Annotated in this window: 15 protein-coding genes, 1 tRNA gene and 1 other RNA gene; 7 read left to right on the top strand and 10 right to left on the bottom strand. The window is 55.7% G+C overall.

All coding sequences use genetic code 11. From position 1 onward, the window contains the following. Positions 1–6 precede the first annotated feature (6 nt). Positions 7–1,770, top strand: a complete 1,764-nt coding sequence (locus N902_RS0108885; RefSeq protein WP_027370653.1) for a formate--tetrahydrofolate ligase — start codon at positions 7–9, stop codon at positions 1,768–1,770. A 401-nt stretch (positions 1,771–2,171) separates the two neighbouring features. Here N902_RS0108885 and N902_RS0108875 read toward each other — a convergent pair whose 3' ends face one another. Next, positions 2,172–3,767, bottom strand: a complete 1,596-nt coding sequence (locus N902_RS0108875) for a bifunctional aminoglycoside phosphotransferase/ATP-binding protein (protein WP_027370652.1) — start codon at positions 3,765–3,767, stop codon at positions 2,172–2,174. 50 nt (positions 3,768–3,817) lie between these two features. Between N902_RS0108875 and N902_RS0108870 the strand changes: the two genes are divergently transcribed. After that, the gene (locus tag N902_RS0108870) at positions 3,818–4,465 is read left to right on the top strand and encodes a lysophospholipid acyltransferase family protein (RefSeq protein ID WP_244147395.1); all 648 of its coding nucleotides are present in this window, start codon (positions 3,818–3,820) and stop codon (positions 4,463–4,465) included. A gap of 1,265 nt (positions 4,466–5,730) precedes the next feature. Here the strand turns inward: N902_RS0108870 and lolA are convergent. The 4 genes from lolA to uvrB form a co-directional block, all read right to left on the bottom strand. Then, on the bottom strand, positions 5,731–6,393 hold the full coding sequence (lolA, locus tag N902_RS0108860; protein ID WP_027370649.1) for an outer membrane lipoprotein periplasmic chaperone LolA: 663 nt from the start codon (positions 6,391–6,393) through the stop codon (positions 5,731–5,733). Positions 6,394–6,397: 4 nt separating this feature from the next. Beyond that, positions 6,398–7,267 carry a phosphodiester glycosidase family protein gene (locus N902_RS0108855; protein WP_027370648.1) on the bottom strand — a complete coding sequence of 290 codons (870 nt, stop codon included), beginning with the start codon at positions 7,265–7,267 and terminating at the stop codon, positions 6,398–6,400. Between the two features lie 22 nt (positions 7,268–7,289). Next, on the bottom strand, positions 7,290–8,081 hold the full coding sequence (gene dapB, locus N902_RS0108850; RefSeq protein ID WP_027370647.1) for a 4-hydroxy-tetrahydrodipicolinate reductase: 792 nt from the start codon (positions 8,079–8,081) through the stop codon (positions 7,290–7,292). Positions 8,082–8,144: 63 nt separating this feature from the next. Beyond that, the gene (gene uvrB, locus N902_RS0108845) at positions 8,145–10,133 is read right to left on the bottom strand and encodes an excinuclease ABC subunit UvrB (RefSeq protein ID WP_027370646.1); all 1,989 of its coding nucleotides are present in this window, start codon (positions 10,131–10,133) and stop codon (positions 8,145–8,147) included. A gap of 468 nt (positions 10,134–10,601) precedes the next feature. Here uvrB and N902_RS0108840 point away from each other — a divergent pair. Continuing rightward, positions 10,602–10,678, top strand: a tRNA-Met gene (locus N902_RS0108840). Between the two features lie 102 nt (positions 10,679–10,780). Then, positions 10,781–11,137: a transfer-messenger RNA gene (gene ssrA, locus N902_RS19210) on the top strand. A gap of 419 nt (positions 11,138–11,556) precedes the next feature. Here the strand turns inward: ssrA and N902_RS0108835 are convergent. Genes N902_RS0108835 through N902_RS0108820 form a run of 4 tightly spaced genes read right to left on the bottom strand, consistent with a single transcriptional unit; the run spans position 11,557 to position 14,356 of the window. Further along, a complete protein-coding gene (locus tag N902_RS0108835; protein WP_027370645.1) occupies positions 11,557–11,979 on the bottom strand; it encodes a hypothetical protein in 423 nt (140 codons plus the stop codon). Then, positions 11,976–13,562: a recombinase family protein gene (locus tag N902_RS0108830; protein WP_027370644.1), complete on the bottom strand. Its 1,587-nt coding sequence runs from the start codon at positions 13,560–13,562 to the stop codon at positions 11,976–11,978. The genes N902_RS0108835 and N902_RS0108830 overlap by 4 nt, the downstream gene beginning before the upstream one ends. After that, complete coding sequence (locus tag N902_RS0108825) at positions 13,555–14,079, bottom strand: DUF2924 domain-containing protein (RefSeq protein ID WP_027370643.1); 525 nt, start codon at positions 14,077–14,079, stop codon at positions 13,555–13,557. The genes N902_RS0108830 and N902_RS0108825 overlap by 8 nt, the downstream gene beginning before the upstream one ends. A gap of 34 nt (positions 14,080–14,113) precedes the next feature. After that, positions 14,114–14,356, bottom strand: a complete 243-nt coding sequence (locus N902_RS0108820) for a hypothetical protein (RefSeq protein WP_027370642.1) — start codon at positions 14,354–14,356, stop codon at positions 14,114–14,116. A 296-nt stretch (positions 14,357–14,652) separates the two neighbouring features. Here N902_RS0108820 and N902_RS0108815 point away from each other — a divergent pair, with 296 nt between their 5' ends. The 3 genes from N902_RS0108815 to N902_RS0108805 are packed head-to-tail and all read left to right on the top strand — an operon-like array spanning position 14,653 to position 16,162. Next, positions 14,653–14,886 (top strand): LexA family protein, encoded by a 234-nt coding sequence (locus N902_RS0108815; RefSeq protein ID WP_009379056.1) that lies wholly within the window; start codon positions 14,653–14,655, stop codon positions 14,884–14,886. Between the two features lie 33 nt (positions 14,887–14,919). Continuing rightward, positions 14,920–15,708, top strand: coding sequence for a hypothetical protein (locus tag N902_RS0108810; protein WP_027370641.1), 789 nt, complete (start codon positions 14,920–14,922; stop codon positions 15,706–15,708). Then, positions 15,698–16,162 carry a hypothetical protein gene (locus N902_RS0108805; protein ID WP_027370640.1) on the top strand — a complete coding sequence of 155 codons (465 nt, stop codon included), beginning with the start codon at positions 15,698–15,700 and terminating at the stop codon, positions 16,160–16,162. The genes N902_RS0108810 and N902_RS0108805 overlap by 11 nt, the downstream gene beginning before the upstream one ends. On the opposite strand, the gene N902_RS17150 is transcribed toward N902_RS0108805, so the two are convergent. Beyond that, the coding region (locus N902_RS17150; protein ID WP_027371139.1) for a hypothetical protein at positions 16,137–16,409 on the bottom strand (273 nt) is incomplete at its 5' end. The two genes, N902_RS0108805 and N902_RS17150, sit on opposite strands and share 26 nt — an antisense overlap.

Raw genomic sequence — 16,409 nt, 5'->3', positions numbered from 1 at the left:
GACGAGATGGCTTATGATGCAAGTAAAATGAAGGACTGGCAGATCTCTGAGGCAGCGGAAGAAAACATGCCGACGCCCGAGGAATGGCGGGACAAGCTGGGACTGGAAAAAGATGAAATGAACATCATGGGACGCCTGTCCAAGCTTGACTTCCTGAACATCATGAATCGGATGAAAGACAAGCCGGACGGGAAATACATCGAAGTAACAGCCATCACGCCAACTCCCTTAGGTGAGGGCAAAAGCACGACCTCAGTCGGCCTTATGGAGGGCCTGGGCAAACGGGGCAAAAATGTCGGCGGAGCCCTTCGCCAGCCTTCAGGCGGCCCGACCATGAACATCAAGGGCTCGGCCGCTGGGGGCGGTAATGCCATTCTCATTCCCATGACCGAGTTTTCCCTGGGACTGACCGGCGACATCAACGACATCATGAATGCTCACAATATGGCTATGGTCGCCTTGACTGCCCGCATGCAGCATGAACGGAACTACAGCCCGGAAAAAATTGAACAGCTTTCCGGCATCCCGGCCCTGAACATCGATCCCAAACGGGTGGAAATGAACTGGATCATGGATTTTTGCGCCCAGTCCCTGCGCAAGATGGTCATCGGCCTGGGCGGGCGCATGGATGGGTTCACCATGGAGTCCGGATTCAACATCGCGGTGAGTTCCGAATGCATGGCTATCCTGTCCATTGCCAGGGATCTGGCCGATTTGAGGCAGCGGCTGAATGAAATCACCGTGGCCTTTGACAAGAACGGAAAGCCGGTGACAACAGGCGATCTGAAAGTGGGCGGGGCCATGACCGCCTGGATGCGGCAGACTATCAATCCGACATTGATGTGCACAGCCGAATACCAGCCCTGCATGGTGCACGCAGGCCCGTTTGCCAATATCGCTGTTGGACAGTCCTCCATTATCGCCGACCGCATCGGCCTGAAGATGTTTGACTACCACGTGACCGAGAGTGGATTCGCCGCGGACATCGGGTTCGAAAAGTTCTGGAACGTCAAATGCCGAAACAGCGGTCTGAAGCCGCACGTATCCGTGCTCACTGCCACCATCCGGGCCCTGAAGATGCACGGAGGCGGTCCGAAGGTCACACCCGGGCTGGCTTTGCCGGAGGAATACACAAAGCAGAACCTGGAGCTCTTGGACAAGGGCATGGAAAACATGATCCACTTGATCAAGGTCATCCGCAAATCCGGCATCAATCCAGTTGTTTGCGTCAATGTCTTCCCCACCGATACCGAGGAAGAGATCAACCTGGTCAAGAAGAGGGCAGAGGAAGCCGGAGCCCGGTGCGCCAAGTCCACCCATTTCATGGACGGTGGAGATGGGGCCCTGGAGCTGGCCGATGCCGTTATTGAGGCCTGCGAGGAAGAGAATTCCTTTGAATTCCTCTATTCCCTGGACAAATCGCTCCGGGAGCGGGTGGAAATCATCACCAAGGAAGTCTACGGCGGCGACGGCGTGGATTGGTTGCCTGAAGCGGAAAAGAAGCTTAAAGTCATTGAATCCGATCCCAAATACAAAGATTACGCGACAATGATGGCCAAGACCCATCTCAGCCTGTCCCATGAGCCCACCTGGAAGGGCGTGCCCAAAGGCTGGAGGCTTCCGGTTCGGGACGTCTTCATCTATTCCGGATCCAAGTTTCTGGTCCCTGTGGCCGGAACCATTCCGTTCATGCCCGGAACCAGCTCCAATCCTGCCTACACCAAGGTGGATGTGGATCCGGAAACCGGCAAGGTATCCGGACTGTTCTAATCAAATTCCGCGGTATTTCACCCAGACAAAAAACCACCGGGCCTCGCCCGGTGGTTTTTTGCTTTCGGCCTCCTGCCTTACCTGCCCCACATGCCGGCCAAGGCACATGCACGCTTGCGCTAACCCACATGCCCTGACGGGCACAACGAAGCATACAAACGATTTCGATACCGATAGCGATAACGACTAGGAGTGGTTACCCAATCGGATCCAGATAACTAATAACAGTTTTTCATACAAAAGAAGTATACAAATACTTAATCAGAGATTCTTCGCTCGCAGACTCGCTCAGAATGAGGCTCTTCGACACAGAAAGTGGAATTGCATCTATAAGAGTTTGCCGTCTCTAATGAAGCTGCTGCGATTAAGAGGTGCGTTGGAGTAATAACCACTTCCAAACTTCAGGTCTCCGGATACAGGGCTTCAAGCACTGCCTGCAGGGCCTTCTCCTGCACAGCAGGCAGTTTCTCTGAGGTATCGACAACAACATGCCGACAGGATTTTGAAACGGCAACCGGTTCAAAGTCCCTCTTCTGTGCCGACAGCAGAGAAGGGCGTCCATCTGAGGGGTCGGTTCCCTGTGCATTGCGCTGCCGCAGGCGCTGAATCAAAACCGGATCAGGGCACACGCATTCCACAAGGACACAGCCGGCATTGAGCTCCTTGGCTGCATCAAAAGCATAATTCCTGTATTCGCGTCGGCTGAAGGAGGCATCGAGGATCACGGATTCGCCTTGGTTCAGCATTTCCCGTCCGCGATCCACCAGGGCCCGGTAAGTGGCCCTGGTCGCTTCCGGGGTATACAACCCGTGTCCATAGGCATCGTATCTGCGATCCTGTGCGTCTTGCCGGTACAGGGCCTTGCGCAGGACATCGCTGCGCAGGACGTCGGTTTCCAGCTCCCGGCTCAGATGCCTGGCCACTTCGCTCTTGCCCGTTCCCATCAGTCCGCACAGCAGGATCACCACTGGCGGCTTTGCTTTGTGCACATAGGACCAGGCCAGGGCAAAAAACTGGGCGGCCATATCCAGGGCATGCCGCTGCTCCTCCGGGCTGAACTCCTCTTCAGTACTTTCAATGCCGAACACCTTTCCCCGGGTCAGGGCATAGTAGGCTTTGTATACATCAAAAACCTTCCGGGCATCCCCATCGTCTGCTGCCTGCATATAGGCCTCGCAAAGGGCGGTCGCCTGGGACCAGTACCCGTTGAACTCCATGTCCATGAGCAGAAAGGCCAGGTCGGCAGCAGTATCTATGAACCGAAAACGCTCGTTGAACTCAATGCAGTCAAAGGCGATGAGCCGGCCCTGGAAGCGGCAGATATGCTCCATGCGCAAATCTCCGTGGCATTCCCTGGTCTTCCCCTGCGCATGGCGGGCAATAAATACCTCCCGATCCCTGTCCAGGATCCGGAATATGATCCGGCGCATATATGTATGCCGGATGGAGGATACGGCGTGGTCCCGGAGCATCCCGGTCTGGGCAAAGTTCTCGTCAATGTTGGCCGCAACCCGCTCGAAGGAGCCCATGGCACTCTGCTCGGGCACAGGCTGGGCCGTGCTGTGAAATGCGGCCAAAAGGCCGGCCAATTCTTCGATGGTGTCTGCATCGACAAGGCCTTGTCGGAATAGGGCGGGCAGCATACATTCTTCCGACAGCCTGCGCATGTGGACAACATAATCAACGATGTCCGCATCCTGCTCCCGGCCCAAAACATACTGACCGTCGGGGAACTTGCAGACAGGGAGCACACCCAGGTAGACTGTCGGAGCCAACCGGGAGTTCAACCTGACTTCTTCCTGACAATACAGGTGCCGTTTTTCCAGGGTTGAAAAATCCAGAAAGCCGAGATCGACGGGCTTTTTCAGCTTGTAGACGTCATCTAGGGTCAAGAAGAGGCAGGAGATATGGGTCTGAATAAACTCGACCCCATGATCTACAGGCAGGGAATACAGCCCAGGATCGCGCATTGCTGTGATCAGATCGGTTTGAGGCATGGCATCACCTCTTTCGATTCAGGTTCTGTGCGCTACGCGGAGTGGATGTAGTGGATACCAAATTGATGTTTGCCTTTTTGAGCTGGACTGTCCGGGCCTGGTCCCGGACCTTGCGCTACAAGCGGCTCGGTTTTGCTCCTGTTCAGGAAGCCAGGGCCCAGGGGCCGGTCATCTTTGCCCTCTGGCACGATGAACTGTTTGCCCCCTGTTATCTGCACCGGGACGAACAGATCGTGGCTGTGGTCAGCGCCAGCCGGGACGGGGAGATCCTGGCCCAGGTCATGGCCCGCCTGGGGTTTCAGCTGGCCCGGGGATCGAGCTCCAGAAACGGGATGCAGGCAGTGCGCCGGGTACTGCAGCTGATCGAGCGCAGTCGGAGCGATGCAGTGCTCACAGTGGACGGACCGAAAGGACCCCGGCATGAGGTCAAAGAGGGCGCTGTGTATATCGCGGCCAAATCCGGACTTCCGGTTGTCCCGGTTCGGGTCCACGCCCATCCGGTCAAGAGGTTTTCCAAGGCCTGGGACAAATTTCAGCTTCCTCTGCCTGGAGCGAGGTGTGTTGTTCATTATGGTCGACCATATACCCTGAGCAGCAAAAAGATCAATTCCCTTTTCTTGCACCAGGAGAGGGAGAGGCTCCAGGCCGCCCTGCACGCCTTAACGCTTGAGTATCAGAGCAGAAGGGCAGAGGAGTGATGGTGAGCTCGATGTCCATGCCTGCCTTTGCCCAGTGACCCTCCCCCCCCAGACTTGCACCGATCTCCCTTGCACCCAACCACACTGATGCTTTCTTTTCAGTCATTCCAGCGAAAGCGAGAATCCAGCTTTTCCACCCGGATTAAGCGTGGGACCCGGACGCCTGAAACTTTATCCCCAGTTCTGTTGCAAAGAAATGCATCCCAAGAAGCAATTTCACCAAGCCAACACCGGACAAACTCCAGTCACCGTCCAGACCCAGCAAAACGGGTCGCAGAGCATGTTGCCGCATATAAACAAACCACACAGAGATACGCGGATTCATATGTTTATACATAGTAAACGTCAACTTTTTATTAACATCAACTTTTCCTTCGCCTCCAGAACTGCGGGGTCTGCTGAATATCCGCGGGCTCTGGGGCAGTACTGCTGCGCAGGCCCTGTATGGATATCGGCATAACCATCTGATATACACCAATTTTACCTGAATAATTCAAGTAATGCTTGAATGTTTATTGCAGGAGGGAGGTTCGAGAGTGACGGTTGCGGCTATTATTATAGTGAAGAGGTGGTCGAGGCCAGGATATCCCTTATTGAGAATAAAAGTTTACATAATATACATTCTGAGACATTTATATGGGCAAGCTGAAGCAATAAGTCAAGGTTGAAGTTTGGGGCTGATCCTGCTGTGGGCCCGCATTTTCCGGTGTTCTGCTGGTTGGTGACCAGCTGCCTAGTTCGGACCGGCAGGATCCCCGGTCCTCTTTCTGCTTCTGTTCTGGATGTCCCAGCAAGGTAGTGATCAAGGCAAGTGAATACCCAAGGCCATCCAGGGAAAACCCGCATTTCCTTCCTCGTATGCTTCCCTCGTCTGCTTCGGGTGAGGCCCGGGGGACAATTCAGGAGACTGCGGTTTTCTTGGCCAAAAGATGGCTTTTATATCCGTGGCTGCGGGACTACAGCCCGGGTGTGGATCTGATGTGAGCGGGCCCGGTCTTGGATGTGCCGAACAGCTTCGCAGGGCGGAAAATCTAGAAAGAGATCTGGGAGTACAGGCCTTTCCCAGTCTCCATGGAGTATGTTTTGTGAATGTAAACAAGTCAGGTTGGTGCTGACAGAATAAAAAAGGCAAGGACGGGGACCTGTTCACTTTCAGCAACTCATTCTGCACTGGGGGTCAGCCTTGAAATCTGTGCAAACCTCTCTCCACTTCGGAGCCGACTGCCCCTTTCACCCTTTTTGATCCCTTGCAGGTCATTTCTCTTTCATTGTCCCCCTCCTTGCATGACCTGGACATCTTCCGGAGGCTGGAAGGTGAAATGGGAATCCGCGATGTGTACATTCAGATCTATATCCTGAAAGGTGAGTTGATTCTGGTTTCCGAAAAAGTCGACCAGCATGACCTGCTGAATGAGGCTGCTTTCAGGGTCCACCCAGATTGTGGCCTCGACCAGGCTGGGGTCCGGATTCTTGGGTATAAGTTTGACCTTGGTCCAGTTCGCATTTTCCTGATCACTGCCCAGGACCTCAACCTGGAAGTCTTCCTGCAAGTTGACCTCTCCACTGATGAACCTGAGCATGGTTTTGGAATTGAAACGTCCCTCCAGGGAGTACCGGTACGCGACCTTCTCCTCCGGAAAATAGTCCCAGACCGTCTTTCCAGTGCTGATCAGGACCTCTTCTTCCGGGCTGGTGGTATGCCATCTGATCAGCGTGGGCTCCTGGTACCAAATGGTCCCCTCCCGCTGCTCCTTCGATCCACTGGCCGCATTGGTCAAGGTCTGGCTGAAATCAGTTTGGAAACTGGAAACGGTTGTGTACTGTTTTTGGATAGTATCGGCGATATCCTGTGCAGTGGCAGGAAGCGAAAACAGACCCAGAATCAGAATGACGCTGATCAAAAAAACCATGAATGACCGGTATCGCATATGTTCACCTCGTTTTGGGGCCGGTTTCTGCCCTGCCTTCAGTTTGGTGTCGAATCCCGATCACGTTGGGCAGCCGGGCAAACGATGAGGGAGCGTCCGACCACAGAAACGATTCGGAGGTCCCCTTCCAGCCCTGGACATACTCCTCTTGGATGTCCACGACCAGGCCGGCCGTTGGCCCACCTTCAACAAACAAGCAGTTTTTGAGTTCAAGGGGGAGATCGAGAAGGACGTTGTTCAGATCGTGGATGGTCACCGGGGTCTGACAAAAAATAAAAAGCACGTATCCAGTCTTGGTTATGCCGATGCTGGCCACGCTGTATCGGTTGCTGCCCTGTTCCCAGACATTGTTTCCGTTCAGACTGATCATCCTGAAGCTTTGGATCACCGTGCTGTACTGCCCCAAGGTTGTTTTCCAATCCGGATGGTGCTCCCGGTCAATGATCTGGATCTCGGGCAGCCCGTCCTGTTTTGGGTTGAAGACCAAAAAGCCCTCATATTTGGGATGCAGATACGAATTGTTCACATGATCGTAGTTTTTCATGTACCCGGTACTGGTCTGCTGATCCTTCCAGAACATGCTGGCATTTATTGCGGCTTGCAGATCATGGGTCTCCATCCACTGGGGCAAGGTCTTGTTCTCTCCCTCAGTCTCCGAAGCCGTGAGCAGATGGAAGTCAAACTGTCGGGGATCAATCTTCAGCACCGAGATATACAACCGCTCGTGACCGGCTTCGGCCTGAGGTTCAAAGATCTGCAGCCACAGTCCTGGCTGCAGCCTTTCCCAGCCGCCGGGTCGTTTCCCAAAGGCCGGGGACAGGCTCAAGAAAATGACCAGCACGGAAAGCAGACAGGCTCTTGGGGCGAAAGGCATAACGGTCCGCTGGGATCCCTGTTTAGTCCAGGCCGAGCATGTCGGTCATGGAGTAGATCCTGCCGGGGGCCTGCTCGGAAATCCATTTCGCGGCCCGAAGGGCTCCCTGGGCGAATGTCTCCCGGGAAGAGGCCTTGTGAGTGACCTCGATTCGTTCTCCTGGACCGAAAAAATAGGCCGTGTGCTCCCCGACCACATCGCCGCCGCGCAGGGTCTGGACTCCGATTTCCCGGTCCGGACGTTCTCCGACCATCCCCTCCCGGCACAGCCGCAGGGAATCCTCCTCCGGCCAGTCCTTGGCCTTGGCCACTGCCTGGGCCAGCTTGAGGGCCGTGCCGCTGGGAGCGTCTTTCTTCATCCGGTGGTGGATTTCCATCAGCTCCGGATCGTATGCCGGTCCCAAGGCCTGGGCCAGCTTGGGCAGCAGCTCCAACAGCACGCTGATGCCGATGCTCATGTTCGGGGTCCAAAAGACGGGGATCTGGGATGCCACATCCTGGATAAGGATGTCCTGCTCCTTGTTCAGACCGGTGGTCCCGATGACCAGCGGGCACTGGTGGGAACGGGCGATACGGGCGGTTTCAACAGTGGCCTCGGGTTGGGTGAAATCGATGATCACCCCAGGGCCGGCCTGGGACAGGACATGGTCCAGATCAAAGCCGTGGACACAGTCCGCGTCCGGGAGGTTGGACACACAGTCCTGACGCTCCAGCATGGCGACAAGGTTCAGGCCCGGATCCTGCTCTGCAAGCTTGACCAGCATGGATCCCATGCGTCCGCTGGCTCCCATGACGAGGATATTGGTTTGGGACATGCTCTTCACTCCTTCTCAAATGAATGCGTGTTGGAGATATCTGTAAAGGTCTGAGCTCCGCTGTCAACTGACCAGCATTTCCCGCAGGCTGGCTATGGTGTCCCTGAGCTCGGCCGCATGCTCAAACTCCAGCTTTTGGGCCGCCTGGCGCATCTCACGCTCCAGGGCAGAAATGCGTTTGGCCAATGCCTTCGGATCATTCGCGTACTTGGACGGGTCTTCGGCCGCCACGGCCTGGGTCTTCTGCTTGGCCTCTTCACTGACCTCGTACAGGGGATTTGACCATCCCTTATGGATGGTCTGGGGCACAATGTCATGCCGTTCGTTGAATTCCAGCTGCAGCTGCCGGCGTCGCTCGGTCTCCTCCATGGCCGCCTGCATGCTCTTGGTGACCGTATCCGCGTACATAAGCACTGTGCCGTGCACATTTCTGGATGCCCGGCCGAAGGTCTGGATCAGCGATCTAGTGGAGCGCAGAAACCCTTCCTTGTCCGCATCCAGGATAGCTACCAAGGATACTTCCGGTATGTCCAGGCCTTCCCGCAGGAGGTTGATGCCCACCAGAACGGAAAACTCCCCCTGGCGCAGGGAATGGATAATGGACACCCGCTCCAGGGTGTCGATGTCCGAATGCAGATAGCGGGTGGCCACTCCCCTGCCCTGCAGAAATTCGGTCAGATCTTCAGCCAGGCGCTTGGTCAGGGTGGTGACCAGGACCCGTTCATCCTGTTCTTCCCTGGCCTTGCACTCTGTGAGCAGATCATCCATCTGCCCCTGCGTTGGCTGAACCTTGATCATCGGATCGACCAATCCTGTGGGCCGAATAATCTGTTCCACCACTATTCCCTGGGAGCGTTCGACTTCCCACTCGGCAGGGGTTGCCGAGACATACACGGTTTGGTTCAGCCGATTCAGGAACTCATCAAAGGACAAAGGTCTGTTGTCCAGGGCCGACGGGAGGCGAAATCCGTAATCCACCAGGGTCTGCTTCCTGGACCTGTCCCCGTTGAACATGCCCCCGATCTGGGGCACCCCGACGTGGGATTCATCGATAAACAGCAGAAAGTCTTGGGGAAAATAGTCCAGAAGGCAGGAAGGAGGCGTCCCCGGCGCCCGGCCGTCCAGATGGCGGGAGTAGTTCTCGATCCCGTTGCAATAGCCCAGCTCCTCGATCATTTCCAGATCGAGCATTGTCCGCTGTTCCAGGCGCTGGGCCTCCACCAGCTTGTTTTGACTGTGGAAAAGCTGCAGACGATCCTGCAGCTCATCCCGGATGTCCTGCATGGCCCGGTGCAGATTGTCCCGGTCCGAGACATAGTGGCTGGCCGGAAAGATAAGGATTTTGTCCTGGGGAGCAAGGATCTCTCCGGTCAAGGGGTCGATTTCGTGGATCGCATCGATCTCGTCTCCGAAGAACTCGATCCGTAGGGCCTGTTCCCGCTTGTAGGCCGGGATGACCTCCAGGACATCGCCGCGGACCCGGAACGTGCCCCGGTGAAAGTCGTAGTCGTTGCGTTCATAGGTGATCTCTATCAGCCGGTCCATGAGGTGTTCCAGGCTCATTTGCTGCCCCACCCCCACCGGGATGACCATCTTTTCGTAGTACTCCGGGGAGCCCAAGCCGTAGATGCAGGAGACCGAGGCCACAATGATCACGTCCCGGCGGGTCAGCAGGGAATAGGTGGCCGCATGCCGGAGCTTGTCTATGTTGTCGTTCATAGACGAGTCTTTCTCGATGTACGTATCGGAATGAGGGAGATAGGCCTCGGGCTGATAGTAGTCGTAATAGCTGACAAAGTACTCCACCGCATTGTCCGGAAACAGCTGCTTGAACTCGCTGTACAGCTGGGCGGCCAGGGTCTTGTTCGGGGCCATGATCAGGGTGGGACGCTGACAGGCAGCGATGACATGGGCCATGCTGAAGGTCTTGCCCGAACCGGTTACTCCCAAAAGGACCTGGTTGGAGACCCCCTGCTCTATGTTTTCGCTCAGGGCCTGAATGGCCTGAGGCTGGTCCCCTTTGGGAGAAAACTCGCTGTGAATATGGAACATATGGCTTGAACTCTACCAGTCAAAAAATCTCAAATCCCGGGATTGCTTCGCTTCGCTGGCAATGACCATTGAGCATCCTTCAGATTACATGTTTGTTGGGATAATCCAGATCGAAATCGGGATCGCTGTCGAAATCGAAAGAATATGTCATTCGGTGCAGGAGGAACCCTCGGCTTATGGATATCGATCCGGATAGCGATTACGAACCCGAAGAAAGAAAATCACAACAAACGGATGCACTGGATGCTCATTCTTCGCGCCAGTGATCCTCAGCGTTATTTTCATGTTTGCCCAAGCGGGCTTGCGGCTTCTCAGGCATGTGGGGTGTATGAAACCCCACTCCCTGGGGCCAAGGGCCATAATTTAGCGCAGAAACCAAACATCAGCAATAACCTGCAAAAAGGGGAGAATTTACCCCTTGCCTTTTGGCCGCAAATTGGATATAGATCCTGGTTGCAACGGCACGGTGGCGAGGTAGCTCAGTCGGTCAGAGCATGCGGCTCATATCCGCAGTGTCGGGGGTTCAAGTCCCTCCCTCGCTACCAATCTTCCCCTCTCCTCTTGCCAAACCACAGATAGGTCTTATACTATTTGATGCGGACAAGAATCCGCAGCTGCTGATCTTTGACATCAGCTTCATACTCCATGGGGGCGCAACGGCTTCGACGGAGGCAATGAAGCAAGGGTTGCAGGCCGAGGTGCCGCGAGGCCTCGTAAAACACGCGGCAAAATAATAGTTGCCAACGACTACGATTACGCCCTGGCTGCATAGAACAGCCAGCGCTCTCACGGCTGATGCCTGATAGGCTAGTGAGAGCGACGACCTTATCAGGCTCGCCAGGTATGTTCGCCTTCCGGCATACCGGTTAAAACTCCAGGAAGGCTGGGTGCAAAAGAGCCGGATCAGGGGCCCCTTTTGCACCCAAACCAATACCTGATCTAAGCCTGTAGATGCTCTTGTGGAGTGTCTTCGGACGCGGGTTCGACTCCCGCCGCCTCCACCATTTAGAAAAGACAAACCCGTCTCTCTGGGGTCATTCTCCGGGGTGACGGGTTTTCTTTTTCCCCTTGTTTCTAAAGGGTTTGCGCCCGTTTCACATCTTTCCAAAGCACCTCTCCGCACCACCGATTCTCCCCATCTTCCTGCCTTTCTTTCTCTGTTTGGCCCCTGATTCTCTGTTTTCTCCGGACGAAGTCCGAAGCGCGTCCGGAAAGTTACATCCTTGATTGATATGGGTTTGCGGCAGATTGCCATTTTTGACGGTTGTCTTAGGTCATCGTTCGATGCCGCAACCGGACGTTTTTTTCGAAATTGCCCGCCTCGGCCATGAAAAGAAGCGCGGTCAACTCCGGCTTCCTGCCCCCTAAAGAAGAAAAGCCGACGCTGATGGTCGGCTCTCTGGGGCGGTCTCCGGTCCGGTCGTCAGTCGGTGGCAAAGCCGAACTGGCGGCGCTGCTCGGCCCAGTCCTCCGGGAAGGTCTGGGTCAGTTTGGCCAGCGAGAGCCCGTTGGGTTCCTCGCCGTTGATCAGGGCTTCGACGATGTCGGGGGCCAGGGTCGTCAGCTTGAGAATGCGGGCCACATACGAGCCATCGACGTCGAGGGTACGGGCAAGCTCGCTGATGGACCTGATCTGGCCGGATTCGAGGATGTCGGCCCAGGAAAAGGCCCTGCCCAGCGCCTGGAGGACGGCGGACTGCACCGGTTCCTGCGCTCCGGTGATTTCTCCATCCAGGGCCTGGGGAGCGATGACCGTCTTGCGGCCACGCATGCGCCGGATCAGCATCGGGATGTGGATCTGCAGGTTGCCGTTGTCCGCAACGGTAATGGTCGGCTTCATTTTCATCGGCTTGCCCTCCGTTCGGTGACTTCGCATGCCAGACCGGCCAGCTCGGCGATGAGCGTTGTCAGCCCGTTGGTGCGCAGCTCCATGTCGATCCCGGTCTCGCGGATCTCGACCTTATCCACCAGGAGGCGGATGAGCCGGTTTCGCTCCACCGGGAAAAGGTCTTCCCAGAAGCCTTCGACATTCTGGAAGGCCTCCGATACATCCTGTTCCGTGATGCTGTTCCCCCGGTAGGCTCTGCATCGCTCGCTCACGTGCGTCAGTTGTTTCGAGAGCTCGACCGCCTGGCGGTTGACGGTCGTCAGCATCTCTGCCTTGCCCGGCTGATCGCTGCCGGGCTTCATCAGTTCGAGTGCCTGCTCCCGCGCCTGCGACAGCTCCATCTCGAGTTGGGCTTTCTGCTTGAACAGCCGCTCCCGCTCCACCTGCTCGATGTCCCGGGCCGCGAAGTAGGTTTTGGCCACCAGCGTCGGTGTGCGGAACACCGCGCTCAACTGCTCGATCACCGCCTGCTCGATGTCCCCGGCGGGAATCCGTTTGAGCGGGCACCGACTCACGGTCCGTTTGCTGTCCTTCTGGCAGATGTAATAGGTGTAGTGGCGGCCGTTCTTGCGGGCGTAGGTCGGTCCCATCGCGCATCCGCAGTGGCCGCAGCGGATGACGCCTTTCAGCGGGGCGACCATTTTGGTTCTGGCCATGGATACCTTGACCGGTTTGTTGTCCTCCAGGATGGCCTGCACCTTGTCCCAGGTCGCCCGGTCGATGATCCCTTCGTGCTCGCCGGGGTAACTGCGGTCCTTGTGGGCGATCTCGCCGATATAGATCCGGTTGTTGAGCAGCCGGTAGATATGGGCGGTGTTCCATTCGGAGCCCTCACGGACTTTGCCTTTCTTGGTGGTCCAGGCCTTGGTGCGGTAACCCTGTTCGTTCAGCTCCTGGCCCAGCTTCTTGGCCGAGCCGATCTGGATAAAGCGGCGGAAGATGTACTGCACCGTCTTGGCCTCATCGGGGTTGACCAGCAGCTTCTTATTATCCCGGTCAACGTCGTATCCGAGGATGGGCACGCCGCCGCAGTATTTCCCCCGGCGCTTGGCTGCCGCCACCTTGTCCCGGATGCGTTCGGCGATGACCTCCCGCTCGTACTGGGCGAAGGTGATCAGGATACCGAGAAACATTCGGCCGGTGGGATCGGTGGTGCTGAAGTGCTGGGTGACCGAGACGAAGCTGACACCCTTCTCGTTGAAGAGGTCGATCATCTTCATGAAGTCCAGCAGCGAGCGGGACAGCCGGTCGACCTTGTAGACGACGATCACATCGATCTTCCCGGCGTCGATGTCCGCCAGCAGGCGGCGCAGCCCCGGACGCTCCATGTTCCCGCCCGAGAAACCACCATCGTCATAGCGATCCGGCAGAGCCGTCCAGCCCCGCATCCTCTGAGCTTCGATATAGTGTTCCGCCGATTCCCGTTGGGCATCCAACGAGTTGAACTCCTGTTCGAGACCTTCCTCGTGGCTCTTGCGGGTGTAGATGGCACAGCGCAGGGTCTTGTTCTTGCCCGGCGCGACATTGCTGTTATCAAGCATCCGAACCTCCCTCGGCTTTTCTGCCGTAAACCTTCTTCAGCCCGAAAAAGACCTTGCCGTTCCAGCGCGTCCCGGTGATCTCCCTGGCCACCGCGCTGAGCGACCGGAAGGTGCGGCCTTCGAACTCATAGCCATCGGCAAGGACGATCACCTCATAGCGCCGGTCGTTCCAGACCCGCACCAGTCTGGTCCCGGGCAGGAGCGCCTCGTTCGATTTCCGCTCTTCTGGGATGCGTCGATTGACAGTGGCTACCGGGTCCTCCTTGGCGGCCTGCTGGAGATGGACCTTGGCCTGCTCGGACAGCCCGCCGTAGAAAAGCTCCTGGATGCGATAAGCCAGCCGCTTGATGAGGAATTGCTTTTTGTACTGGGGCGGCTCTTCGCCGTAGAGGTCGAGCCATTTTTCCCGGAGCTGCTCCAGGGACATGGATTGCAGCAGGGCCATCTGCCGAAGGACCGAGTTTCGGGTTCGGTCCTGATTCTTGCCGCCCGTGGCGGCGTTCTGTAACTCATTCATTTTCAACTCCTTATTTTGGTTTCCGGACGAGTTGTCATGAATGAATGCTCTGTTCCGGCAATGAATCAAGTCCTTCTCCGAGCACGGGGGAAGAATCTTCGAAAACCTCTAACTCATTGCCCACACATGCGTTTTTTGCCTTTCGGCGCAGGATCGCCGTGGCCAGAATGGAAGCGGCTGACTGGAGCCTCGCCTCACCCGACAGGCGGCCGGGTTTGCCGTTTTCGCCAAGGTCATCAAGCCCCGGCCCATCATTCATTTCCTGTACATCCAACATCGAACACCTCCGGTGGGACCGGGGGGCTGGATGGTGTGGATGCCAGAAAACGGTGGCGGTCGGGATGCGCGTTCGTTGGCACCCACAACCGCCTCAGCTCCGCCTCTGGTCGGTTATCTGGTTACGCCCGGGCTAAGCCGGACTTACGTTCGTTACCTACCGGATGGACGTGCAAGATGACGGAATCAGACGAGAAGTCCTGTTTTTTTGATTGACCTGATGTTCATCAGGTCGTATATTTTGTGGTCATCAATTGGGCTTAATCCGCTCAGTGGCTACGACACGGAGCAATCGCCATGGGAAAGAAAAAGGTATCGGAAATAACCGACCCACAAGCCAACACGCTGAGGGTCATTTGCCAAATCATCGATGAAAAGGGGTTGCCGCCAACGGTGAAAGAATTGTCGGAAGTCCTTGGTATCAGCCACGCGAGCGCCCACGAGCAGATCGCTCAACTGGTACGGAAAGGCTATCTGAAGAAAGAAGCTCGTAAGGCCCGAAGCATCGTCGTCATCAGGAGGCCCGAATAACGATGCTGGGTCGCGAACAATAAGGAGATCGACATGGGGCACGTCAGACTTGGAAGCCTTCCAAGGTCGAGGGCATGGAAAGAGGTGGTCGGCCTGATCGCGGCCGGTGCCGACGTGTCCCAAATTGCAAACGCCACAATCCGGGCGGCTGACAAGGCCTTTTCTTTTGTGCTTGATGATAAAGGTTTCACCGAAGCCGTCTGGTTAATGACCCAACTCGCCATAGCGGCCAAGAAAGATAATTTTCAAGATCATCTTGCTACCCATGGGGTCAGATTATCCGAAGAAACATCGCTTCCCGACCTTACAGCGGCGATATCCGAAGCCCTCGATAACAAGAGGGTAGAAAACGGAAGACGTGGGGATCTTGGCGAGATTGCTCAAAGAGCATTGGTTGGTGCGATAGTTGAGCACGTCAGACCCAAATTACCTTCTCTCTTCACTCCGGATGCCAACGACCTTCAAGCCGCGCTAAGTTCTTTGGGAAAAAAACGCGAATTTGGAGAACTTTCCAGAACATTCTTCTCAAAACTGGCCAATGAAAGCATGAATTATTTTCTAACGAAAACTTTGGGTTCACAACTTGGCGAGGGACTGCGTTTTCCCACCATGAATGAAATGAACCAGTTTGATAAGGCATTGGAAACACATTGCAAAGAAGCCTCGATGATCGTGGAGCGGTTTTCTGCAGATTGGTTTTCAAAACACAGATATGAAGAAGGTGGCGACATTTCCAGGGAGTCATCCAACGGCTTTGCCTCTTACGCGCTGAAAAAGATGAAGGACGAGCTAAAAGAAGGAGCGCGGGCTGATGCAAGATAAACGATATGTCATTTGTGGGACCGCGCCGACGGATGGGATTGAGGAAAACCCAGAGAGGGACCTGCGCCTTCGACTTTGGGGTAATGACGGACCGGACAAAATCACCCTGAGAATCGAAGATATTCACAAAAAGATGTGCAAGGACGTGCCGGACGCCTTCCAGGATCTTCTCGAGATTGCAACTTACGTTTACAGCGCCGACCAGGCGATTAAACGAGAAGACGATGTTGACTCCTTTGGTAACAACTGGTGCAGGGATTTGCACTTTCTCATTCCAGTAAGGAACCCAGGTTTTTGGAACGGCCCAGAAATTCAGCAGGCACTTCGCTCGACCCTTGGTTTCTTGTCAGATGACGAATACCACTTCGAATTTAGCTGTGCTGTTGCAATAAAAATTCGAACAAAATCCGGTCCAGCGGGTAACACATTCAAGCCACGGCGGTTTCATGTATAAGCTGCTCAATCTGGTTGAGAGCCTGCTCTTTTTGTTCCACGTCCAGATCGTCTCTGGCGCCCAGGGCCTCATGAAATCTTTTCATGAGGGGGCCGATATAGCTTACTGATGACAGCAGCCTTTCGATTCGTTCTTTGCATTTGTTGAAGGCTGATTTTTGGAGAAAGTCCTGGCTCAGACCAAGAGCTGTTACCATCAGGTTCAAGACGCTCTCCACTGTAGGTTCATTTTGGCTGTGACTTTCTGC

The sequence above is a fragment of the Desulfovermiculus halophilus DSM 18834 genome (assembly GCF_000620765.1).
Lineage (GTDB): Bacteria > Desulfobacterota > Desulfovibrionia > Desulfovibrionales > Desulfothermaceae > Desulfovermiculus > Desulfovermiculus halophilus.
This window is presented reverse-complemented; position numbering and strand designations above follow the sequence as displayed.